General features: G+C 59.2%; 17 protein-coding genes. 13 read left to right on the forward strand and 4 right to left on the reverse strand.

Going from position 1 to position 23,601, the window contains the following annotated elements:
• Positions 1-82: 82 nt before the first annotated feature.
• Together asnS and ACQRC0_RS01185 are read right to left on the reverse strand one after the other, a co-directional pair.
• Positions 83-1,486 (reverse strand): asparagine--tRNA ligase, encoded by a 1,404-nt coding sequence (gene asnS / locus ACQRC0_RS01180; RefSeq protein WP_427727080.1) that lies wholly within the window; start codon positions 1,484-1,486, stop codon positions 83-85.
• A 179-nt stretch (positions 1,487-1,665) separates the two neighbouring features.
• Positions 1,666-2,229 (reverse strand): PTS sugar transporter subunit IIA, encoded by a 564-nt coding sequence (locus tag ACQRC0_RS01185; RefSeq protein WP_154514730.1) that lies wholly within the window; start codon positions 2,227-2,229, stop codon positions 1,666-1,668.
• A gap of 246 nt (positions 2,230-2,475) precedes the next feature.
• Here ACQRC0_RS01185 and ACQRC0_RS01190 point away from each other — a divergent pair, with 246 nt between their 5' ends.
• The 3 genes from ACQRC0_RS01190 to ACQRC0_RS01200 all read left to right on the forward strand — a co-directional run bounded on the left by ACQRC0_RS01190 (position 2,476) and on the right by ACQRC0_RS01200 (position 8,243).
• Positions 2,476-3,375 carry an alpha/beta hydrolase gene (locus ACQRC0_RS01190; RefSeq protein ID WP_427727083.1) on the forward strand — a complete coding sequence of 300 codons (900 nt, stop codon included), beginning with the start codon at positions 2,476-2,478 and terminating at the stop codon, positions 3,373-3,375.
• 477 nt (positions 3,376-3,852) lie between these two features.
• Positions 3,853-6,264 carry a ferrous iron transport protein B gene (gene feoB, locus ACQRC0_RS01195; protein WP_427727086.1) on the forward strand — a complete coding sequence of 804 codons (2,412 nt, stop codon included), beginning with the start codon at positions 3,853-3,855 and terminating at the stop codon, positions 6,262-6,264.
• Between the two features lie 314 nt (positions 6,265-6,578).
• Positions 6,579-8,243 carry a PTS transporter subunit EIIC gene (locus ACQRC0_RS01200; RefSeq protein WP_427727089.1) on the forward strand — a complete coding sequence of 555 codons (1,665 nt, stop codon included), beginning with the start codon at positions 6,579-6,581 and terminating at the stop codon, positions 8,241-8,243.
• Between the two features lie 62 nt (positions 8,244-8,305).
• On the opposite strand, the gene ACQRC0_RS01205 is transcribed toward ACQRC0_RS01200, so the two are convergent.
• Positions 8,306-9,058, reverse strand: a complete 753-nt coding sequence (locus ACQRC0_RS01205; RefSeq protein ID WP_158550125.1) for a MurR/RpiR family transcriptional regulator — start codon at positions 9,056-9,058, stop codon at positions 8,306-8,308.
• A 174-nt stretch (positions 9,059-9,232) separates the two neighbouring features.
• On the opposite strand from ACQRC0_RS01205, the gene ACQRC0_RS01210 reads away from it, so the two are divergent.
• From ACQRC0_RS01210 to ACQRC0_RS01230, 5 genes are all read left to right on the forward strand, one after another.
• Positions 9,233-10,606: a 6-phospho-beta-glucosidase gene (locus ACQRC0_RS01210; protein ID WP_427727092.1), complete on the forward strand. Its 1,374-nt coding sequence runs from the start codon at positions 9,233-9,235 to the stop codon at positions 10,604-10,606.
• Between the two features lie 164 nt (positions 10,607-10,770).
• Positions 10,771-11,523 (forward strand): hypothetical protein, encoded by a 753-nt coding sequence (locus ACQRC0_RS01215; RefSeq protein ID WP_427727095.1) that lies wholly within the window; start codon positions 10,771-10,773, stop codon positions 11,521-11,523.
• Between the two features lie 173 nt (positions 11,524-11,696).
• A complete protein-coding gene (locus ACQRC0_RS01220; RefSeq protein WP_427727098.1) occupies positions 11,697-12,893 on the forward strand; it encodes an MFS transporter in 1,197 nt (398 codons plus the stop codon).
• Positions 12,894-13,046: 153 nt separating this feature from the next.
• Positions 13,047-14,423, forward strand: coding sequence for an alpha-amylase family glycosyl hydrolase (locus tag ACQRC0_RS01225; RefSeq protein WP_427727101.1), 1,377 nt, complete (start codon positions 13,047-13,049; stop codon positions 14,421-14,423).
• Positions 14,424-14,426: 3 nt separating this feature from the next.
• On the forward strand, positions 14,427-14,990 hold the full coding sequence (locus tag ACQRC0_RS01230; protein ID WP_427727104.1) for a uracil-DNA glycosylase family protein: 564 nt from the start codon (positions 14,427-14,429) through the stop codon (positions 14,988-14,990).
• 10 nt (positions 14,991-15,000) lie between these two features.
• On the opposite strand, the gene ACQRC0_RS01235 is transcribed toward ACQRC0_RS01230, so the two are convergent.
• The gene (locus ACQRC0_RS01235) at positions 15,001-15,651 is read right to left on the reverse strand and encodes a hypothetical protein (protein WP_427727107.1); all 651 of its coding nucleotides are present in this window, start codon (positions 15,649-15,651) and stop codon (positions 15,001-15,003) included.
• A 93-nt stretch (positions 15,652-15,744) separates the two neighbouring features.
• Here ACQRC0_RS01235 and ACQRC0_RS01240 point away from each other — a divergent pair, with 93 nt between their 5' ends.
• The 5 genes from ACQRC0_RS01240 (at position 15,745) to ACQRC0_RS01260 (ending at position 23,597) form a co-directional block, all read left to right on the forward strand.
• Complete coding sequence (locus ACQRC0_RS01240; protein WP_427727110.1) at positions 15,745-16,881, forward strand: pyridoxal phosphate-dependent aminotransferase; 1,137 nt, start codon at positions 15,745-15,747, stop codon at positions 16,879-16,881.
• Positions 16,882-17,387: 506 nt separating this feature from the next.
• Positions 17,388-17,909: a 50S ribosomal protein L10 gene (rplJ, locus tag ACQRC0_RS01245; protein WP_117646079.1), complete on the forward strand. Its 522-nt coding sequence runs from the start codon at positions 17,388-17,390 to the stop codon at positions 17,907-17,909.
• A gap of 102 nt (positions 17,910-18,011) precedes the next feature.
• Positions 18,012-18,389, forward strand: a complete 378-nt coding sequence (gene rplL, locus ACQRC0_RS01250) for a 50S ribosomal protein L7/L12 (RefSeq protein WP_154514707.1) — start codon at positions 18,012-18,014, stop codon at positions 18,387-18,389.
• Between the two features lie 311 nt (positions 18,390-18,700).
• Positions 18,701-19,609, forward strand: coding sequence for a UTP--glucose-1-phosphate uridylyltransferase (locus ACQRC0_RS01255; protein ID WP_368136490.1), 909 nt, complete (start codon positions 18,701-18,703; stop codon positions 19,607-19,609).
• A 559-nt stretch (positions 19,610-20,168) separates the two neighbouring features.
• Positions 20,169-23,597 carry a DNA-directed RNA polymerase subunit beta gene (locus ACQRC0_RS01260; RefSeq protein ID WP_427727189.1) on the forward strand — a complete coding sequence of 1,143 codons (3,429 nt, stop codon included), beginning with the start codon at positions 20,169-20,171 and terminating at the stop codon, positions 23,595-23,597.
• Positions 23,598-23,601 lie beyond the last annotated feature (4 nt).

Below are 23,601 nucleotides of genomic sequence, written 5' to 3' on the forward strand. Positions count from 1 at the left end.
ATGCTGTTGAAAAAAGCGCCCCTCAGCTTGCCGAGAGGCGCTGGTGCGACACGCTGTAACGCGCGGGACGGAGCTGTGGCGATTAGAAATCGGCGTTGCCCACGGTGCGGGGGTGCGGAAGGACGTCGCGGATGTTGCCCACACCCGTCAGGTACATTACCAAGCGCTCGAAGCCCAGGCCATAGCCGGCGTGTTTGCAGGAGCCATAGCGGCGCAGGTCAAGATAGTACTTGTACTGCTCAGGGGCCATGCCCAGGTCCTTGATGCGGGCCTCGAGCAGATCCAGGCGCTCCTCGCGCTGGGAGCCGCCGATAATCTCGCCGATACCGGGAACCAGGCAGTCGGCGGCGGCGACGGTCTTGCCGTCGTCGTTCATGCGCATGTAGAAGGCCTTGATCTCGGCCGGGTAGTCGGTCACGAAGGTCGGGCGCTTAAAGTGCTCCTCGGTCAGGAAGCGCTCGTGCTCGGTCTGCAGGTCAATGCCCCAGCTGACAGGATAGTCAAACTTGTGACCGGCGGCGACGGCCTGCTCCAGGATCTCGACGGCCTCGGTGTAGGTGACGCGGGCAAAGTCGGAGTTGGCCACGTGGTTCAGGCGCTCGATCAGGCCCTTGTCCACAAACTTGTTGAGCATGTTGAGCTCGTCGGGGCAAGTGGCCATAACGTCCTTAAGAACGTACTTGAGCATGGCCTCAGCGTTATCCATGTAGTCGTTCAGGTCGGCAAAGGCCATCTCGGGCTCGATCATCCAAAACTCGGCGGCGTGGCGCGTGGTGTTGGAGTTTTCGGCGCGGAAGGTGGGGCCAAAGGTGTACACGTCGCCAAAGGCCATGGCAAAGTTCTCGGCATTGAGCTGGCCGGACACGGTAAGGCTTGCGTGCTTGCCAAAGAAGTCCTGGCTCCAGTCGACCTCTCCGGACTCGGTGAGAGGCGGATTTTTGGGGTCGATCGTGGTCACGCGGAACATCTCGCCGGCGCCCTCGCAGTCACTCGTGGTGATGATGGGGGTGTTGACGTAGACAAAGCCCTGCTCCTGGAAGAAGCGGTGGATGGCGGCAGCCGCGACAGAGCGGATGCGGAACACGGCACGGAACAGGTTGGTGCGCGGGCGCAGGTGCTGCTGGGTACGCAGAAACTCGACGGTTGCGCGCTTCTTCTGCAGCGGGTAGTCCGGGGCGCTCGTGCCCTCTACCTCGATGGAGGTGGCAGAAAGCTCGAAAGGCTGGGGCGCATCGGGGGTCAGCTTGACGGTGCCGGTGCAAATGAGTGCAGCCGAGACGTTTTGGTGGGCGATCTCGTCGTAGTTGCCGAGCGTCTCGCGGTTCATGACGACCTGCAGGTCGCGGAAGCAGCTGCCGTCGTTGAGCGTGACGAAGCCAAAGTTCTTCATGTCGCGGACGGACTTGACCCAGCCGGCGACAGTGACGGTCTTGCCGCCGAGCGACTCGGAATCGGCATAGAGCTGCGCGATTTTGGTGCGGTTCACGTATCCTCCCATAACGGTTGAATGATAGTTATCCATATAGTTCGATATTCTAGCAGCTCGGCTCATTTGGGCTATACAGATAAGGCATTGACGGGACGGTTTTCAAACGAAAAGCGCCCGCGGCCAGATGGTCGTGGGCGCTTGGCGTGTTGCCTATTGGCTGTACGGCGCAGGACTCGTTACTTGGTCTTAGCCACCAGCAGCGGGTCGCCCAGCTTGACGAGCGGGTTGCCGCCGATAAGCGTTCCAGACTCGCCGACATGGTCGATGCTCTTAAGACGATCGAGCTCGGAGATGATGACGGTCACGATGTCCTCGTGGCCAGCGGCCTTAATGGCATCGCGGTCGAAACTGATGAGCGGCTGGCCTGCCTTGACCACATCGCCCATCTCGACAAAGCGGGCAAAACCCTTGCCGTTCATTTGTACGGTGCCCAGGCCGACATGGATGAACACGCGAAGGCCGTCCTCGGTGATCATGCCAATAGAGTGGTTGGTGACGGTGGTGGCGCCGATGCGGCCGTTAGCGGGCGCATAGATGGTGCCGGTGATGGGCTCGATGCCGTAGCCCTGGCCGAGCATACCCGAGGCGATGGTCTCGTCGGGAATCTCGTTTAGATTGACGAGCACACCGTTAACGGGAGCGTAGATGACGCCTTCGCGGGTGGCGAAGCTTGCTGCGGGCGGTACGGACGCCTCGCCCGACGAGTTGAACGTGGACTTGAGCGAATCGAGCAGACCCATAGATGCCTCCAACGTATCAAGTGCGCATGTGGCGCACGCGTAGTTTTGCCGGAAACGTTTCTTGTGTGTTTCCGGTTCGGTCAGCGTCTCTATTTTACGCTGCTCAACGACGGCTCTGAGCTGGGATTATGTGATATATCAGTTGAAGGGAACTTATTGCGGATACGTTTCGATGCCGTGCGTCCAAGTGGGGTACGCTTGAAGGCGATACATAACGTGCGCACGAATCGCGCGAAGGGAGCATATATGATCGTCGAGAGCCATGCGCTGTGGGGCGAGGAGCCGACCGAGGAATATCCGGCGACGTTTACCTATATGGGGGCCGAACCGCTGCCCGGCAAGCCCAATGGTCGTCGCCCGGCAGTGATCATCTGCGGCGGAGGCGCGTTTACGCACATCGCTCCGCACGAGCAGGATCCGGTGGCGTTTGCCTTTTTGGATCACGGGTACCAGGCCTTTGTTCTCAACTATGTCACGAGTGGCACGGGTGACGTGAGCTTTCCGCACCCCCAGGCAGATCTTGCCAAGATGGTCGCCACGGTTCGTGCGAATGCCGACGAGTGGCATGTCGATCCCAAGCGCGTGTGCGTTGTGGGCTTTTCGGCGGGCGGCATGATTTGCGCCTCGCTGGCAACGCAGTGGAAGACCGGTCCCTTCGCGGCACTTGTCGGGGCGCGTCCGGACGACATTCGTCCCGATGCCGTGGTGCTGGGCTATCCATTGCTCGACTTTGCCTATGTCCGCGACATGCAGACGCGCGATCCGCGCATCGACTTGCGCGTGCCCAAGACAGGTGGCAAGACGGGGCGCGATTTGCTCAACGATTACCTGTCGATGGTGACCGGCGGCGAGGCGACCGATGAACGCCTGGCCGATATCTGCCCTACCACGCATGTTTCGCGTCAGATGCCGCCGACCTTTGTGTGGGGCGTGTCCGATGACAAAACGGCGCCGATCGCGCAGGTCTATCCGTTTGCTCAGCGTATGGCCGAGGAGGGCGTCGCTTGCGAGATGCACGTCTTTGACCAAGGCGGTCACGGCCTTTCGCTCGGCAATGCCAATACCGCGGTCGACAACGAGGACAAGCAGGTGGCGGTTCGCCCTTGGATTCGCCTAGCCTTCCGCTTCCTGGAGCGCCATCTGTAAGAGTAAGAGGGCCAGTCCCTCCCGTCCCTCATAACTTGCGGTGAAATAGTTCCTGTTTTTGCTGGTTAAAGCCCCAAGCAGGAACTATTCCACCGCAACTTCGTTTTGATGCCCGGACCGGAAACCGCGTCCCAGTTTTGCCCCTCAAGGTGGGATACAGTTTCCCGCAGAGGGTCGATCGGGAAAATGCGTCCCGGTCTGAGCGACGATTCCGGGATGCATTTTCCGCAAGATGCCTCAACCGGAAAACGCATCCCGTTTTGAAGCTTCAGAGTGGGACGCAGTTTCCCCGAGAGGCCCCATCGGGAAATCGGGGACCGGAATTCGCCTGAGTAGTGGGATGCAGTTTCCGCAGCAGGCTCGTCTGGAAAACCGGGGTCCGGAATCCCCATTGCAACAATCTGTTGATTGAACGTCGCTGCATGTTCGCGCTATCATGCATGGTTAAAATTGGTTAGCCATGGCAAACGGTTAGCAATGGTGAACATAAATGCAACGCCCTGTGGGCGTCGGGGGAGGAACACGGACGTGAAGCTCGATACACTCGAGATTGGAAAGGACGCCGTTGTCGCATCGGTGGCATCGGACGATCAGGCACTCCGACAGCATATTTTGGACATGGGCTTAACGCCGGGCACCGAAGTCACCATGATGAAGTACGCCCCCATGGGCGACCCGCTCGAGATTCGCCTGCGTGGCTACGAGTTGACGCTGCGCAAAGACGATGCTGCTCGCATTGAGCTCGTGGGTATTCACGACACCGATACGAGCCCGCGCGTTAACGCCGCAATCGGCACGACGGAGCACCCGGCGCTCGGTGAGGGGACGTATTCGCCCCGCGCGGCAAAAACGGCCGTGCCCGAGGGCGCGCCGCTGCACTTTGCCCTCGCCGGCAACCAAAATTGCGGCAAGACCACGCTGTTCAACCAGCTGACGGGTTCCAACCAACATGTTGGTAACTTTCCCGGCGTGACGGTCGACCGCAAGGACGGTACTGTCCGTAACCACCCCGAGGCGAGCGTTACCGACCTGCCCGGCATCTATTCGCTGTCTCCGTACACGGGCGAAGAGATCGTCAGCCGCCAGTTTATCCTTGACGAGCATCCCGACGCCATCATCGACATCATCGATGCCACCAATATCGAGCGCAACCTCTACCTGACGCTGCAGCTTATGGAGCTCGACTGCCCCATGGTCATCGCGCTCAACATGATGGACGAGGTGACGGCCAACGGCGGCGCCGTGGACGTCAACCTGCTCGAGAGCCTGTTGGGCGTGCCTGTTGTCCCCATTAGCGCTGCCCGCAACGAGGGTATCGGCGAGCTGGTGGATCACGCTCTGCATGTGGCGCGGTTCCGCGAGCGCCCGGGTCGCCTGGACTTCTGCGCGCCCGATGGCCCGGACGGCGGTGCGCTGCATCGCTGCATCCACGGCATTGCCAACCTGATCGAGGACCATGCCGTGACGGCCCGCATTCCGGTGCGTTTTGCGGCGACCAAGCTGGTTGAGGGCGACGAGCTGGTGACCGAGGCACTTCACCTGGATCGCAACGAACTTGACGCTATCGAGCACATCATTACCCAGATGGAGGGCGAGGCTGGCACCGACCGCCTGTCCGCGCTGGCCGATATGCGCTTTAGCTTTATCGGCGACGTGTGCGGGCGCTGCGTCGTCAAGCCGCACGAGAGCCGCGAACACGTGCGCTCCGTTAAGATCGACCGCATCCTGACGGGTCGCTACACGGCCATCCCGGCGTTTCTGGTGATCATGGGCCTCGTCTTTTGGCTGACGTTTGGCGTGATCGGCGCGGCGTTGCAGGGACTTATGGAGGACGGCATCGCTGCCATCATCGCCTCGGCCGATGCGGGTCTCAAGGCGTTTGGAACCAACGACGTGGTGCGCTCGCTGGCTGTCGACGGCGTGCTTACGGGCGTGGGCAGCGTGCTGACCTTCCTGCCGATTATCGTCGTGCTCTTCTTGTTCCTCTCCATTCTGGAAGACTCCGGCTACATGGCGCGCGTGGCCTTTGTCATGGATAAGGTGCTGCGTCGCTTTGGCCTGTCGGGCCGCAGCTTTGTGCCCATGCTCGTCGGTTTTGGCTGCACCGTGCCGGCTATCATGTCGACCCGTACACTCCCATCCGAGCATGATCGCAAGATGACGGTCATGCTCACGCCGTTCATGAGCTGCTCGGCCAAGTTGCCGGTTTACGGCTTGCTGTGCGGAGCATTCTTCCCGCAGGCGACGGTCCCAGCCATGGTCTCGCTCTATCTGATTGGCATTGCGGTCGGTTGCATCGCGGCTTTGGTGCTCAACCGCACGGCATTTAAGGGCGACCCGGTGCCGTTTATCATGGAGCTTCCCAACTACCGCCTGCCGAGCATCAAGACGACGGTGATGCTGGCGTGGGATAAGGCCAAGGACTTTATTACCAAGGCCTTTACCATCATCTTTGCCGCCACCGTGGTCATCTGGTTCCTCCAGACGTTTGACATCCGCTTTAATGTGGTCGCCGATCAGTCGCAGAGTCTACTTGCCGGTCTGGGTAGCATCATCGCGCCGGCGTTGGCGCCGCTTGGCTTTGGCGACTGGCGTGCATCCACGGCGCTCGTCACCGGACTTATCGCCAAGGAGAGCGTCATCTCGACCCTCACCGTGCTTTTGGATGCAACGTCACCCGCGGCGCTGTCGACCATGTTTTCGCCGTTTACCGCCTACGTGTTCTTGGTCTTTACGCTGCTGTATCCGCCCTGCGTGGCGGCAATCGGTGCCGTCAAGAGCGAGTTGGGCGCGCGCTATGCCGTTGCCGTGTTCGCGTTTCAGGTGATGGTCGCCTGGATTGTGGCGTTTATCGTGCATTCGGCGGGCATATTGCTGGGGTTGGCTTAGGGGTGCGTTGATGCTCCGCGCTTTTGGGCGAGCAACAATTCAATAAATATGAGCCAAAATACCGGCAATTGTCGGCCCGCGGGGACTGTCCTACGCTGCAGATTGCCGTTCGCTGCCGATTTGCTGCCGTTTACGGATTCGTAAATACTTGCAATCGTCGGTCGATTTAACCGTATTGCGCGATGTCGATTCGCATTTTGTGTACTCCTTTCTACAATCACCTTGCTTCTATTGCCGAACATGTCTTCCGTTTCGCCTGTGTGGGGACGTGGGGCGCGATAGTCGTTTATAGAGGATCATTGAGGAGGGAATTGATGAAAGAAAAATTCCAATCGTTCGGAAAGGCAATGCTCGTTCCGATTACGCTCATTGCCATTTCCGGTCTCTTTTTGGGTATCGGTAGCGTTTTTACGACCGAACTGACCCTTGTATCCCTTGGCGTTAATTGGGATTGGTATGCCGCTTCGCCGCTCTTTACGTTCTTCTCGGTATTTAAGGGTCTCGGCGAGGTAATCATTGGAAACCTCGGTGTTTTGTTTGCCGTCGGCTGCGCCTTCTCCTTGTCTCGCAAAGAGAAGGGCTGGGCTGCCTTTTCTGCCCTTGTTTGTTATCTCACCATGCTCAAGACGGTTGAGATTCTGCTTGGAGCAGCTGGCTTGGCTGCCGACAATACAACGGTGGAAGCTCTTCAGGCCGTCGGCCTTACGTCCATTCAGGCGAGTGAGCAGTCCGCACTCTACACTACCTCGCTCGGCTTTTTTGGCTACAGCTCTGGTGTCTTTGGCGGCATTATCGTGGGCTGCCTGGTCGCCTGGATCACCGGCCGTTTTTACAAGACCAAGCTTCCAACGGCGCTAGCGTTTTTTGCGGGTAGTCGAACGGTCCCCATTGTATCGCTGATCGCCGGTGGCATCCTGGGCGGCATCATGTACTTCGTCTGGCCCGTCATCGGTGGATGCTTTTCGGGTATTGCGACGTTCGTGAAAGGCTCCGGTCTGTTCGGTACGTTTGTCTATCGCTGGGTACTTGAGAGCCTTGTGCCGTTTGGCTTGCATCCGCTGCTCGAGACGCCCATGTATTGGACTGAGCTTGGCGGCTCCATGGTCGTAGATGGAACGCGCGTGGTGGGCAATAGCGCCATTCAGCTTGCACAGCTCGCTTCTCCCAGCAGCGACAAGCTCTTGGTTAGGGCTTTCATGGCTGGCTATGGCATTAACGATTACGCATTGTTCCCGGGCATCGCTCTTGCTATGTGGTCTTGTGCCAAGCCCCAGAACCGCAAGAAGGTTGCCGGTCTTTTAATCCCCACAGTGATTTCGACTGTTTTCTTTGGTGTTACGGAGCCGATTCTCTTTACGTTCCTGTTTGCCGCTCCCTGGCTCTACTTTGGCGTTTATGCTCCGCTTTCTGGACTGGGTGAAGTTCTCTCGGAGGCAATGGGCGTTTCGGTGTACCAGGGAAATATCAAGGACCTGATCCCATTCTTATTCCGCCCCGAGAAGCTTAATCTGCTTCCGTACCTTATTCTGCTCCCCGCCTTTTTCCTGGCAGCTTTCTTCCTCTTCCGGTTCTTTATTACTAAGTTCGATATCAAGACGCCCGGTCGAGATGACGGTGACGATATCGAGTTGATCAACAGCAGAGCCGAGTTCGAGGCAAAGGCCGCTGAGGCAAAGGGCGAGTCTGGTAGCACTCCCAAAAAGGCAGTCCAGGGCCATGCGACCAAGGACAGCGCGCTTGCTGTTGGCATTGTCGAAGCGCTTGGTGGAGCCGACAACATTGATGATCTTGACAACTGCATCTCACGTCTTCGCGTGATTGTCAAGGATGGTTCTAAGGTTGCAGACGACGAGGTGTTCACCAAGAATCTTGAAGCTATGGGCGTTATCCGCCTGAGCGACAAGGCAATCCAGGTCATTTACGGTCCTCGTGTCGGCGAAGTCGCTTCTGAGGTGCACGACGTTCTCGGTGACGAGTAAAACGCGCAAGTGGTTTGCAATTGCATAGCGCAATTCTAGGGCTTGGCTTCCTATCGCATGATTTAGGGGGCCAAGCCTTCTTGTTTTAGATTGTCAAGGCAGATACTCAATAGTTCTTCGAATGCGAGAATACAACTTCCGGTAAAGCAGTTAGGCTTAACGTTCTTAAGATCCATTGGGTGATCGTCGTGTATCGTAAAGATCGCGTCTGCCGTCTTGGCGAGCTCGCTGTCTTCGTTGCCGGTAAACGCGAGGGTCGTAATGCCCGCGTCGTGGCATGCCCTTGCGGTTTCCAGGATGGCTTCTGTCTGGCCCGATTTGGATATGAGCATCATGCAGCTGAGCGTATTTCGGTTGGATTCGACAAACTGATCGGTTTCTAGGAAGTCCTGTATGACGGCCAAAAAGCCAAGTCCAACGAGCTTGGTCGCCATGTACTGCGCAACGATGCGTGAGAAGCCCTCTCCGTTTACTCCGATCATTCTGTTGCGATGCAGGGCGGCGATGAATACGTCTACATCTCCGGTGTGGCATACGAAGTGGACGCTACTGTCTTTGAGTGATTGATTCATTTCGCGGGAGACATGCTGAAGGTGCTTGAGATCGTACATCATTTCGCGGTAGCCACGGTAGCCGAGCTTTTTCGAAAGCCTGATGACTGTCGTCATGCTGGTAAAGCATGCCATAGCGACGGGTTTTATACCAATATCATCGAGGGTGTCGATATTGTTGAGCAGGTATTCGAGTACGCTTTGCTCGGTTTCGGATAGCTTTGCGGCTGAGTAGAGCTTGGAAATCTGCTTTTTATCAACCATCGGTGCCCCTTCCCGCCGGACGTGTGTGGCCGCTTCCGTTGCGTAAATAATAACTCCTTGGGGAATTCCTTTCCCGCCTTGCAGCCGGGGCGGGAAGCGGCCCTCCATGCTGGATACAATATCCAAACACAGGCGAACCATGCAATATTGAATGTGCTAATTGGGGGTTTCGATATGAAACTTACGGTCATAGGCGGCGGCGGCGTCCGCTCCATGTTTTTGGCAAAGAGCATAGCCCAGCAGGCGTCATCGCTTGGGATCGACGAACTTGTGTTTATGGACAATGATCCTGAGAAGTTGCGCATCTACGGCGGCCTCGCCGCCCATGTCTCGGGCATGCTTTGCCCCGCGCTTAATTTTTCACTGACGGGTGATGCAGTCGAGGCCGTTAAGGACGCCGATTACGTGATCACCACGATTCGCGTCGGAGGGGACCATATGCGCGTTCGCGATGAGCGCATTGCCCTTTCACATGGGGTTCTTGGCCAAGAGACGACTGGCGCAGCCGGCGTGTCTTTTGCCATGCGCTCCATCCCTGCGCTTGCTTCGTATTGCGAGTTAATCAAGAAGTACGCAAAGCCGGACGTCAAGGTGTTTAACTTTACTAATCCCGCTGGCGTCGTATCTCAGGCCCTACGTGATATGGGCTATGATTTTACTTATGGCATTTGCGATGCCCCCTCGGGCATGTTGCATCAGTTTGCCGAATATAAAGGTGTTGATCCCGCATCGGTTCAGGGCGAGTGCTATGGACTCAACCACCTCTCGTTCTTCCGCAGTGTGACGGTTGACGGCGAGGACATCATGCCCGACTTGATCCACGACGACGGGGCATATGCTCATACAGATCTTAGGTTCTTCGAGAAGGACCTCGTCCTAAATCGCGAATGCGTGCCAAATGAGTACCTATACTATTTCTACTATCGCGAGCGTGCCGTTGCCAACGTTCTCTCTTCGCCCCAGACGCGCGGCGAACTAATCGAAGAAATTAATCGAGAAATGACGAGCGAGCTTGCAACTATCGATATTGAGAACGACTTCGAAAAAGGCCTGGCGTGCTTTGAGAAGTGGTATGGAATGCGCGAAAACAACTACATGGCGGCCGAGACGGGTATTCATCGTGACAAGCCGTGGACGTTTGACGTGTACGGTAAAGATGCTGGCGGATACGCAGGTGTCGCGCTCCGTTTTATGGATATTGCTCGCTCTGGCAAGACGCAGCAGATGATCCTGTGCACCCCCAACAATGGCGCCATCCCCGGTCTTCTCGATACAGATGTCATTGAATCAACGTGCGATATCTCCACCGATGGTTGCGTACCGCATCGCGTCGAAGCCGATTCTGTGCCCGCGGGAAACCTCGAATTGATTCGTCGCGTCAAGTACTACGAGCGCACCGTGGCGCGTGGCATCGTTAACCGATCGAAGCGCGACATTGTCGAGAGCCTTGCGATGCACCCGCTCGTTAATTCGTACTCCTTGGCGAAAGATATCGCCGCGCAGTACATTGATCTTAACCGCGACTACATCGACGGCTGGACAGACTAGTCTGGACGTTAAAACTAGAAATGTGGATGGGCGGACCGGCGTTTATATTGGCGCCCGTTCGCCCTGCTTAGTAAGAAAACGGGTATAGAGTGAACTTACGAGAGAACTTCAATGTCTTTCTGGAATCGGGCGATCGGGCGAAGGGATGCCGGAGTGGCTGCACGATGGCGTTATATATCCCCTTGTTTGTTATGAGCGCGCTTCAACTTGGTGTATCAAACGTTGCAACTGAGCTCGCCTATATCAATCCGTCCATTACGCTTATTTGCACTGTGGTCGCAGCCTTTTTAAACCTGCTTCTATCGAATGTGGCTTTTTCGTTTTTTGCCGTCGGCCGGTCCAAAGAGACGCTGCAACCGGCTCGAACCCCTTCGGTTTACCTCTTAGCCTCGACGGTTCCCCTCCAGATTTCTGGGGCGCTGCTAATTTATTTGGTTCACTTGATTTTATCGGCAATTGTAGTCTTTGCCTCGCTTGCGAGCAGTCAGCTCGGGGTGTTGTGCTCGCTGGTGGTGGCAGTAATCGTGACGCTTCTTTCCGCGTCGTTCGTATTTGTGTTAATTGAAGATGCGGACGTGGGGCAGAGGGGGCTACGAGGCATTCGGTTTGCACCACGCTACATCATGCGTTCGGTCACGGCGCTTCGTTCCTCCTGCAGAGAAATCGCGCGTCCCGCAATGCTGCTGGTGACATGGAATCTGGTTGCAAGTTGCGCTATCCCTGTTCTTGTCGGATGGGTAGTTTCGAGTGCGGCGCTGCCGTCGGCACTTTCAGTGACGTCGCTTGTACATGAGGGACTTTATTATGGGGCGTTTGCTTATATGCTGCTTTTGCTAGTTCATTGTGCGGTTGCGAGTTGGCTCGAAATTGACGTGCTCATGGGGGTGTCCTTGTGCGTATCCGAGCAGGCGCGATAGCCCGAAGATGAAGCCGCGTTTTCGACATTGAGTTCCTGCACACCTTACTTTCTAAGCGGAATTGGCGCGCCGTCTGTTAACGATCGTTTTCCAAGAATTCTTTTATTGCGCATTTATAGACTTCTCATTGCTATAATCGCCCACCGCCCAAGACAATCGGAGAGGTTTCCTACATGACTCAGGCAAGACAAGATGGCATCTCGCTCAAGCAGTGGTTCCCGCTTATCGGGCTCGCCTGCTGCGCGTTCGTGTTCAACACATCGGAGTTCATGCCCATCGGCCTTCTGACTGATATTGCCGCGTCGTTCTCGCTCACCGAGGCCCAGGCGGGCATCATGATTTCGGTCTACGCCTGGGGCGTCATGCTGCTGTCGCTGCCGCTTATGGTGTTTGCCTCGCGCTTTGAGTTCAAGCGTATGCTGCTCGGCGTGCTCGCCGTGTTCTCTCTGGGTCAGTTCCTGTCCGCCGTGGCGCCCACCTATCCTATTTTGGTCTGTGCACGCCTGGTGGTCGCTTGCGCACATGCCGTGTTCTGGTCGGTCGCCTCGATTATGGCCTCGCGCCTGGTCGACACCCGTCACGGGGCGCTCGCCATCAGCATGATCGCCACGGGCTCGTCCATCGCGCAGATCTTTGGCCTGCCGATCGGCCGCGCCATCGGGCTGGCTGTGGGCTGGCGCATGACGTTTGCTGTGGTCGGGGCCTTCTCTGCCGCCGCGGTGGTGTACCAGGCAGCGGTGTTCCCGGCCATGCCGGCGGGTGAGCGCTTTGCCGTTAAACAGCTGCCCGAGCTGCTCAAGAACCCGTTCCTCATCGCGCTCTACGCGGTCACGGTTTTTATGGCGACCGGCTATTACACAGGCTACAGCTATATCGAGCCCTTCCTGGCGCAGGTCGCGCACGTCGACGCGGGCGCCATTACCATGACGCTGACGGCGTTTGGCTGCTCCGGTCTGGTGGGCAGCTGGCTGTTTGGCCGCCTGTTCGACGGGCACCGCTTCCCGTTTTTGGCTATCACGCTCTCCGGCGTGCCAGCGGCCCTGCTGCTCATAGGTTCGGCCGCATCGTCGCTCGCAGCAGTGCTTGCCGTCTGCGTGCTGTGGGGCTGCTGCGCCACGGCCTTTAACGTGGCGTTCCAGGCCGAGCTCATCAAGTACACGCCGGCGGATTCGTCGGCTGTCGCCATGTCGATCTTCTCGGGCCTGTTTAATCTGGGTATCGGCACGGGCACCGCGATCGGCGGCGCCGTGGTTTCGGGCCCCGGTATCGCCTGGATCGGCTTCGTGGGCGGGGCGATTGCCGTCGTGGGCGTCATCCTCGCCATCACGGTGATGTTCCCGGCCATACGCCGCGCAAAGCCCGTCGCCTAATCACGTTTCCTCATCAGTTGCGGTGGAATAGTTCCTGTTTAAGGCCCCTGAAGGTCCAAGCGGGAACTATTCCACCGCAACTAATTTTGGGGAAGAGGATGCAAGCCGGGCATACAATGGATGTCGTTGTGTTGAGCTTACCGGGAGGTTGCTATGTGGGCATACGAGACGACGTTCTATCAAATCTATCCGCTGGGCTTTTGTGGAGCTCCGCGCGAAAACGCCGCGCCCGTTGCCGAGGATGAGCTTGCCCAGGCCGCCAACGACGCGCCCAACCCCGATGCCCCCATCATGAAAATCGCCCAATGGGCCGACTACCTGCAGGAACTCGGTATTGGCGCTGTGCTCATCAACCCACCGCTCGAGTCCGATAGCCATGGCTACGACACGCGCAGCCTGCGCCACATCGACCGTCGCCTGGGTGGGGATGCCGACTTTGCCGCCGTGTGCGAGACGCTGCATGCCCACGGCATCCGCGTGGTGCTCGACGCCGTCTTCAACCACGTCGGTCGCGGCTTTTGGGCCTTCCGCGATGTGCAGGAGCGCAAGTGGGACTCGCCCTACAAGGACTGGTTCCACATCAGCTTTGACGGCGACTCGTGCTACGGCGACGGCTTTTGGTACGAGGGCTGGGAAGGCCATTTTGAGCTCGTAAAGCTTAACCTGCAAAACCCCGCCGTGGTCGATTACCTGCTCGAGTCCGTGCGCCGTTGGGCCGATGTCTATGGCGTCGACGGTCTGCGCCTGGACGTCGCCTATATGCTCGACCGCGACTTTATGCGCCGCCTGCACGCCTTTGCCCGTGAGCTCAAGCCCGACTTTGTGCTGATCGGCGAGACGCTCCACGGCGACTACAACCAGATCGTCAACGACGAGATGCTCGACTCCTGCACCAACTACGAGTGTTACAAGGGACTGTACTCCAGCTTTAACTCGATCAACATGTTCGAGATCGCCCACTCGCTGCACCGTCAGTTTGGCGGCGACCCGTGGTGCATCTACCGCGGCAAGCACCTGCTGTCGTTTGTCGACAACCACGATGTGCCACGCCTGGCGAGCATCCTTACCGACAAGTCGTGCCTGCGTCCCGCCTATGGCATGCTCTTTGGCATGCCGGGCATCCCGTGCATCTACTATGGCAGCGAGTGGGGAATTGCTGGCGAAAAGGGCGGCCCCGATGGCGACTGGGCGCTGCGCCCTGCGCTCGATGAGCCTGCGCCCAACGAGCTGACGGCCTTCATCACACAGCTTACGCACCTGCGCTCGGCCGACGACGCGGCGGCCCGTGCCCTCAACTACGGTGCGTATCGCAACGTGATGATTCAGAACAAACAACTGCTGTTCGAGCGCGCCTGCGACGACGCGACGGTGCTCGTGGCGGTCAATGCCGTGAACGAGCCTTATACCTTTGGAGCCGGCGAACTCAACGGTTCCTTCGTCGACCTACTTGCCGACGATGCACCCACGGTCGAGCTGCCGGGCTCCCTTGAACTTGCGCCCTACGAGGTGCGCTATCTGTTGAGGGCCTAGGTCATGGCGGCGTCAGACGTGGGCTATCAACATATTGAGCATGGGTTTGAGCCCGTGTTCGACCAGCGCTCGCGCGTTTTGGTGCTCGGGTCGTTTCCCTCGGTGCTTTCGCGCGCCAATGCCTTTTATTACGGCAACCCTCAGAATCGCTTTTGGCGCGTGATGGCCGCATGCCTTGGTGTGCCTGTACCACCCAACGAGGGCGACCCTTTGGTGGGCGGCGAGCCCGCGACGCTCGACGCCTCTATTGCCGCCAAGCGATCCATGCTGTTGAACGGTGGTGTGGCCCTGTGGGATGTGATCGAGAGCTGCGACATTAAGGGGTCGAGCGACGCGAGCATCAAAAACGTTGTGCCGGCATATATCGAACGCATCACTGGAGCTGCGCCCATCGAGCGGGTGGTATGCAACGGAGGTACGGCGGGGCGCCTCTATAAGCGCTATCTACAGGAGCGGACGGGTCTGTCCGCTGTCGTGTTGCCGTCGACTAGTCCCGCTAACGCGGCCTGGCGCCTGGAGCGGCTTGTCGAGCGCTGGCGCGGGGCAGTTGACTGGATCGCACGGTAATCTAGATCCTTTATTGAGCATGGGCGCCGAGGCGTTTGATGATGGCGCGCCAGATTGGTGCGGGCACGGCGGGCTTGACGCGCACCATGCCGTCGACATCGACACCATCGGCATCGCCGCCGCCAAGCAGCTGCGCATGCTCTATGGAGCAGCCCATGCGCACGGCGCCCACAAGCTTATCCATCGCTTCGGAAAATGGCCGGCGTAAGAGACCCATACGCGGGGAGTGGCGAAGCGCCGCAATACCGCTGCCGACGCAGACGACAACGCCACCGCACCATGGCAGGTCACGTAGAATACATGCCCGGTACAGGTGGTCGAGGACTTCGTCCGCCTGCTTGTTGTTTTTTGACAGGGCCTGGACGACGACATAGACGCGTGTCTCTGTATCCCCGAAGCGATCGAGTACCTGCTCGATAGCGATCATCGCCTCATCATCAAATGCATCATCAACAGCGAACACCATGCCATCGACTACACCGGCATCATCCGCCTCCAAATCGACCGAACGGGGGAGCGCGGTGCCGGAAAGCTGAGCATAGGCGGCGATGGCATCCTGCAGGTCCCAAAGCAAAAACTCAAGATCGGCGCTCTCGGGAATACTGATATATGCAATGGTTTGCAGCGTTTTTGGTACATCGCCGCGTGCAGTTGTCTCCATGCCGCCTCCTTTCCGGTTGGTTTACGTTTAGGTTACACCGTCTGGTGGCGCGCGGGCGCGCTATCCTAGTGCAACCCTTACGAAAGGAACGCCATGCGTCTACCCATGAATACCTCGCTTGCCACGCTCAAGCCCTCCGGCATTCGCCGGATCAACGCGCTCGCCGCCCAGCACCCGGGGTGCATCGCGCTTGCGCTTGGCGAGCCCGATTTTCCCACGCCCGATGTGATTAGCGCCGAGGTGACCGCCGCGCTGGGCCGCGGTGACACGCACTATCCGCCCAACAACGGCCGTCCCGCCCTGCGCGAGGCGCTGTCTACCTACATGGGAGACGCGGGCCTTACGTTTTCGGCCGACGAGGTCATCCTGACCGACGGCGCGACCGAGGCCCTGTCGGCAACATTTATGGCCATGCTCAACCCCGGCGACGAGGTTATTATCCCCACGCCAGCCTTTGGTCTGTACGAGAGCATCGTCGTGGCCAACCATGCCAAGGCGGTCTTCTTGGATACGGAGCCCGCGCAATTTCAGATTGACGAGGACGCGCTTCGCGCCTGCGTGACGCCGACGACTAAGGCCATCGTCATCTGCACGCCCAACAATCCTACGGGCTGTATCCTCGACGCGGCATCGCTCGACGCCGTGGCACACGTGGCAGAGCAAGCGGGCATCTACGTAATCTGCGACGACGTATATAACCGCCTGGTCTATGTGGATGGCTATGAGCGCTTTGCCCAGCGCCACCCGGAGCTACACGAGCAGACGGTGGTCATCGAGAGCTTCTCCAAGCCATGGGCTATGACCGGCTGGCGCTTGGGCTGGCTCGCAGCTGCAGCCCCCGTCATCGCCGAAATCGCAAAGGCTCACCAATACCTAGTATCGAGCGCCGTCTCCTTTGAGATGGACGCCGCAGCCCGAGCCCTGACCGTCGACCCAACCCCCATGCTCAAAGTCTACCGAGTCCGCCGCGAACGCGTACTCGCAGCCTTAGATACCATGGGCCTCGACGTAGTGGAACCAGCCGGCGCCTTCTACGCTTTCCCCAGCATCAAACAGTTCGGCCTAACAAGCGAAGACTTCTGCATCAAAGCCATCAAAGAAACCAACGTAGCCCTAGTCCCCGGAGACTGCTTCGGCACCGAAGGCCACATCCGCCTCAGCTACTGCGTAAGCGATGAAAATCTGGACGAAGGCCTCCGCCGCCTGTCCACCTTCGTCTCAACCCTATAACCATCAGGGACGCAACACATCAGCCCACCGACATAAGGGTTATGCGTGGGGGCGTCGGCCAACGGCAACCCTGGCTGCCCCAAAGTCAACACAGGTCGCGCCGCCAAAGGCCAGGCGCAAGCTTTTCGTAGATTCCGCACGAGCCGAAGAGCACTAAATGTGCTCTTCGTGCGAGCCCAGGACCTGACCGAGCGAAAAGCTTGCGCCTGGCCTTTGGCGGCGCGACCGAGATGGTGGAATTGTGTGCAGCCAGGGTTGCCGTTGACCGAAGCCGGGGTCCCCGCCATAATACTTTCGGTTCACGCACGAATCCGCTGCCAGAGACAGCCGGTGCAAACGGGCATTGCCCGCGAGCTTAATGGGATATCCCGCCAGCCGAGGTGGTCGAGTAGATATGTCTTCTCGCCCCCGTCGCTCATGCAGCGCGGGGGCTTTCTTTTTGGACATGCCCCCGTCACGTCCTTGTGGCGGACCGTGCCCGGAAAGAATTCGAGGAGGTGTAATTCATGCCCCAGCAGTACAAAATCGACAAGGTTGCAGAGATCGAGTCCCGTATCGCCGAGAATGCCGGTCTGTTCGTCGTCAACTACAACGGTCTGACGGTTAAGCAGGCTCAGGAGCTGCGTCATCAGCTTCGCGAGTGCGGCGCCGAGATGAAGGTCTACAAGAACAACCTGGTCAAGATCGCTCTCAAGAACCAGGAGCAGCCCGAGCTCGACGAGATCCTCGCCGGCCCCGTCGCTTATGTGTTCTACGAGACCGAGCCGGTCGAGGCCGCTAAGACCCTTAAGGACTTCTCCGCTAAGTCCAAGGGCGTCCTTGAGATCAAGGGCGGTATCTCCGACGGCAAGGCCGTTTCCGCTGATGATGTTAAGGCTATCGCCGAGCTGCCCACCAAGGACCAGCTTCTCGGCCAGATCGCCGGTCTCATCTCCGGTTTCGCTCGCGACATCGCTGTCTGCGTCAACGGCGTTTCCTCTGGTCTCGCTCGTTCGATCCAGCAGGTCTCCGAGCAGAAGGCAGCCTAGTCGCTGTTTTCACCCGCGGCGGCAACGCCGCACCCCTGGCGCATTCGCGCCGTGTTTTAACTGATCTCCGTGCACAGACACGGAAACCGAAAGGACTTAGAAATGGCTAAGCTTACCACCGATGAGATCATCGATGCTCTTAAGGAAATGACCCTTCTCGAGGCTTCCGAGCTCGTTAAGGCTATCGAGGACACCTTCGGCGTTTCCGCCGCTGCTCCTGCCGCTGTTGTCGCCGCTCCCGCTGCTGGCGCTGCTGAGGCCGAGGAGAAGACCGAGTTTGACGTCGTGCTCGAGGGCTTCGGCGACAACAAGATCCAGGTCATCAAGGCCGTCCGTGAGCTCACCAACCTTGGCCTGAAGGAGGCCAAGGAGGTCGTCGAGAGCGCTCCCAAGGCTGTTCTCGAGGGCGCCAAGAAGGAGGACGCCGAGGCTGCCAAGGAGAAGCTCGAGGCTGCTGGCGCTGCTGTCACCCTCAAGTAATCAGGCTTTCTCGCCAGATTTCTTTGCAGACGGGGTTCGCATTGCGAGCCCCGTCTTTTTTGTTTTGCCCCCTCATTCCCATTGCTCGGCACGCAGAACACTGCTGTCTTCGCCGTGCCAATCCCGTTACCGCTGGGGCATAAAATTGCACCATTCGAGCAATAATTTGCGTTGACCTGCTGAAGAATTGCGTTTGCCTTACGGCGACGTATGTCTCCGGCGGTAAGATACTTCGGTATCGCAATTTGGTCTGCGGCCGCCGTGCCGCACGCTTGGGGCGCTTTGCGCCTGCGAAAGGATCCTTGAATAACATGAAGGCAATCATCCCCGCCGCCGGCCTTGGCACGCGTTTTCTGCCTGGCACTAAGTGCACGCCCAAAGAGATGCTGCCGGTGCTCGACAAGCCGGTCATTCAGTATGTCGTTGAGGAGGCACTCGACCCCGAGGAGGTCGACGACGCCATCATCGTTACCTCTCCCGGTAAGCCCGAGCTGCTGAGCTACTTCCAGCCCGACCGTTCGCTCGAGAACCTGCTGCGCGAGCGCGGCAAGAACGCCTATGCCGATGCCGTCGCCCACGCTGGCGGTATGCCGGTCGACTTCCGCTATCAGTACGAGCCCAAGGGTCTCGGCCATGCCATTCGCTCGGCGGCCGATGCTGTGGCGGGGGAGAACTTCCTGGTTCTTCTGGGCGACTATGTTGTGCCCAACCATGACATTTGCGACAAGATGCTTGCCGTCTCCAAGGAGCATGGCGGCGCTTCGGTTATCGCTGTTGCCGCGTGTGCTCCCGAGGAGGTCAGCCGCTATGGCGTTATCGCCGGCGAGCGCGTGGGCTCCCTCGAGGGCGCTGAGGGCGTTGGCGATGCCGAGCCTGGCGCCGTGTGGCGTATCGGCGGCTTGGTGGAGAAGCCTGCTCCCGAGGCTGCGCCTTCTAACCTTTACATCGTCGGACGCTATCTGCTGAGCCCGCTGGTCATGGAGCTGCTTGCCGACCAGCAGGCCGGCAAGGGCGGCGAGATTCAGCTGACCGACGCCATGGCCCGTTCGCTCGACCGCGAGGCTATGTACGCTGTCGTCATCGACCCGCTCTCGGGCTACGACACCGGCACGCCTTCTGGCTGGATGGCCACCAACGCCCTTATGGCCGCAAGCGATCCTCGCTTTGCCGATGCCTTCTGGGATGCCATCGACGAGCGCGGCGGCTTGATGCGCAAGTAAACAGCGCTTACGGGTGCGGACTTCGGTCTGCACCCGTTTTTTTGCGAACTGCCGCTTAGCTCCGGAAAGTGCGACCCACAATTTGGTCGAATTCTGGGATGCGCTTTCCGGCTGAGGACCCTAGCGGAAAGCGCATCCCAGAATATCGGCTCAGGACGGGATACAGTTTCCCAAACAGGGCTCAATCGGAAACTACGACCCAGTTTGAGGCCTCAAAACGGGACGCAGTTTCCGCCCGATCAGCCTTCGCCGTCATTCCGCCATTCAGCGACGCGCATCAGCAACTCTGTTCACAGAAAATATATGAACATATGTTCGATATATACATATCTACCTGCGCATTTTCTGTCGAAAAACTTTGCTACTCCAAAAACACAATCGCGTCAAGGCTTTTCTTGCCCAACGGTCGGTACCTGATAAACTATTAGGTTGCGATAACTGGCGAAGCTATGCCTCGCCAACCCACCGAGCATTTCCGTGAAGGAGGAAAAACCTGGTGACCTACGCATACACTGCCACTGAGCGCAAGCGCGTCAGCTTCGGGAAAATCCCGGAGGCCATGGAGCTCCCCAACCTTATCTCTGTTCAAAGGGAATCCTTTGAGCGTTTTAAGGACGAGGGCCTTCGTGAGGCGTTTAAGGAATCCAGCCCCATCCAGAGCCAGAACCATGTTCTCGAGGTTACCTTCGGCGAGCATCAGTTTGGCGACCCCGCGCATACCGTCGAGGAGTGCCGCGAGAAGGATATGACCTATCAGGCTCCGCTTCTGACCGACGTCCGTCTCACCAACAAGGAGACCGGCGAGATCAAGGAGCAGCTCGTCTTTATGGGCGACTTCCCCATGATGACCGATCAGGGCACCTTCATCATCAACGGTACCGAGCGTATCGTCGTCTCGCAGCTCGTCCGCTCCCCGGGCGTGTACTTCAGCTCCGAGATGGATTCGGGCAAGCAGATCTACAAGGCTCAGATCATCCCGTCCCGCGGTGCCTGGCTTGAGTTTGAGGTCGATAAGCGCGACCAGCTCATGGTCTCCGTCGACCGTAAGCGCAAGCAGAGCGCCACGATGTTCCTGCGCGCCCTTGGCATCGCCGTCACCAACGACGACATCATCGAGCTGCTCGGCAACTCCGATGTGATCAAGCGCACCCTCGAGCGCGATACCGCCCTCACCCGCGAGGATGCTCTTATCGAGATCTACCGTCGCCTGCGCCCGGGCGAGCCTCCCACCGTGGATGCTTCCCGCAGCCTGCTCGAGGGCCTGCTCTTCAACCCGCAACGCTACGACCTGGCCCGCGTCGGTCGCTACAAGGTCAACAAGAAGCTCAACCTCACCACCGAGGAAGAGGTCACGGTGCTCACCGACGAGGATATCGTCGCGACGCTGCGCTACCTCCTGTCCCTCGCTGCCGGCGAGCAGGGCTTCAAGGTTGACGACATCGACCACTTTGGCAACCGCCGTATCCGCACCGTCGGCGAGCTCGTCGCCAACCAGTTCCGTATCGGCATGAGCCGTATGGAGCGCGTCGTCCGTGAGCGCATGAGCTCCCAGGACATCGACGAGATTACCCCGCAGTCGCTCATCAACATCCGCCCGATCGTGGCCTCCATCAAGGAGTTCTTCGGTTCCTCGCAGCTCTCGCAGTTCATGGACCAGGCGAACCCTCTGACCGGTCTGACCCACAAGCGCCGTCTGTCCGCACTCGGCCCTGGCGGTCTTGCCGGCCACAAGTCGGGCTCCAGCCGCCGCACCAACGTGCCGACGGCCGTCCGCGACGTTCACAACTCGCACTACAGCCGCATGTGCCCGATCGAGACCCCCGAAGGCCCCAACATCGGCCTGATCGGCTCGCTTGCCCTCTACGCCCGCGTCAACGAGTATGGCTTCATCGAGGCCCCGTTCCGCCGCGTCGAGAACGGCGTTGCCACCGACCAGATCGACTGGATGACCGCTGACGAGGAAGAGAAGCACGTTATCGCGCCGGCCAACACGCCGCTCGATCCCAAGACCAACGAGTTCATCACGACCGATGCCGAGGGCAAGATCGTCCGTCCGCATTCCGTGATCGCCCGTACCCGCGACTTCGACGGCTCCTTCGGCGCTCCCGCCGACGTGCCTGTCGAGGACGTCGACTACATGGACGTCTCGCCGCGCCAGATGCTCTCCGTCGCAGCCACGCTGATCCCGTTCCTCGAGCACGACGACGCTAAGCGTACGCTCATGGGCGCCAACATGCAGCGTCAGGCCGTGCCGCTGGTTCACCCCGCCGCTCCCTATGTCGGTACCGGCATGGAGCGTCGCGCCGCCCTGGACTCTGGCGAGGTCACCCTGGCCAAGAACGCCGGCGAGGTCATCTTTGCCGACGCCTCCAAGATTATCGTCAAGCATGCCGGCGGCATGGACGAGTATCACCTGGCCAAGTACCAGCGCTCCAACCAGTCCACCTGCATCAACCACCGCCCGCTCGTGCGCGTCGGCGACACCGTTGAGCAGGGTGAGCCTCTGGCCGACGGTCCTTCGACCGATCACGGCGAGCTCGCACTGGGCCAGAACCTCACCGTGGCCTACATGCCGTGGGAAGGCTTCAACTACGAGGACGGTATCGTCGTGTCCGAGCGCCTGGTGGCCGAGGACCTGCTGACGACCATCAACATCACCCGTCACGAGATCGACGCCCGCGATACCAAGCTCGGCCCCGAGGAGATCACTCGCGAGATCCCGAACCTCTCCGAGGACATGCTTGCCAACCTCGACGAGGACGGCATCATCCGCATCGGCGCTGAGGTCGGCCCTGGCGACATCCTGGTCGGCAAGGTTACCCCTAAGGGCGAGAGTGCTCTGACTGCCGAGGAGCGCCTGCTGCGCGCCATCTTCGGTGCCAAGGCTCACGACGTTCGCGACACTTCCCTTAAGATGCCTCACGGCGCTTACGGCCGCGTCATCGACGTCGTCCGCTTTAGCCGCGAGAACGGCGACGACCTGGCCCCCGGCGTCAACGAGCAGGTGCGCGTCTACGTCGCCCAGCGTCGTAAGATCCAGCAGGGCGATAAGATTGCCGGCCGCCACGGCAACAAGGGTGTTATCTGTAACGTTCTGCCGGTCGAGGACATGCCCTACATGGCTGACGGTACCCCGATCGACGTTATCCTCAACCCGCTGGGCGTTCCTTCGCGTATGAACGTCGGTCAGCTGCTCGAGTGCCACCTTGGCTGGGCTGCTGCCTGCGGTTGGGATACCGAGGATGCCGATTCCGACAAGTACGTCCCCGGTCCGTTCTTTACCGCGACGCCCGTCTTCGACGGCGCCAAGGAGGACGAGATCGCCGAGGTCATCCGTCGTGCCAACAAGAATATGCTCAACAAGGCCACCGCTGCCTTTGGCGATCACATGCGCCCCGAGTTTGTCACCCAGCTTGACGAGCGCGGAAAGACCCGCCTGTTTGACGGCCGTACCGGCGAGGAGTTCCGCGAGCCCATTACCGTGGGTACGTCCTACATCCTCAAGCTCGGTCACATGGTCGACGACAAGATCCACGCCCGTTCGACTGGCCCTTACAGCTTGGTTACCCAGCAGCCGCTGGGCGGCAAGGCCCAGTTCGGCGGCCAGCGCTTCGGCGAGATGGAAGTTTGGGCACTGTACGCATACGGTGCTTCCAACGTCCTGCAGGAGATCCTGACCGTCAAGTCCGACGATACCGTGGGCCGCGTCAAGACCTACGAGTCCATCGTCAAGGGCGAGAACGTCCCGGTTCCGGGTATCCCCGAGTCCTTCAAGGTTCTCGTCAAGGAGATCCGTTCCCTCGCACTGGACATCGAGCCCATGCGCGATGCCGACGAGGACGCCTCCGCCCCCGTGACCGCCGAGGAGACCTCTGCCCTCGATGACCTGGCTGCGCTCGCCGGCGTTGACGCCGACGTCGAGGCCCAGGATGCCGAGACCGCCGAGGCACCCGAGGCTGTCGCCGCCACGACCACTGATAAGGAGTAGTTGA

Origin of the sequence: Collinsella sp. SGI.033, assembly GCF_050315135.1 — a bacterium.
Taxonomy (GTDB): domain Bacteria; phylum Actinomycetota; class Coriobacteriia; order Coriobacteriales; family Coriobacteriaceae; genus Collinsella.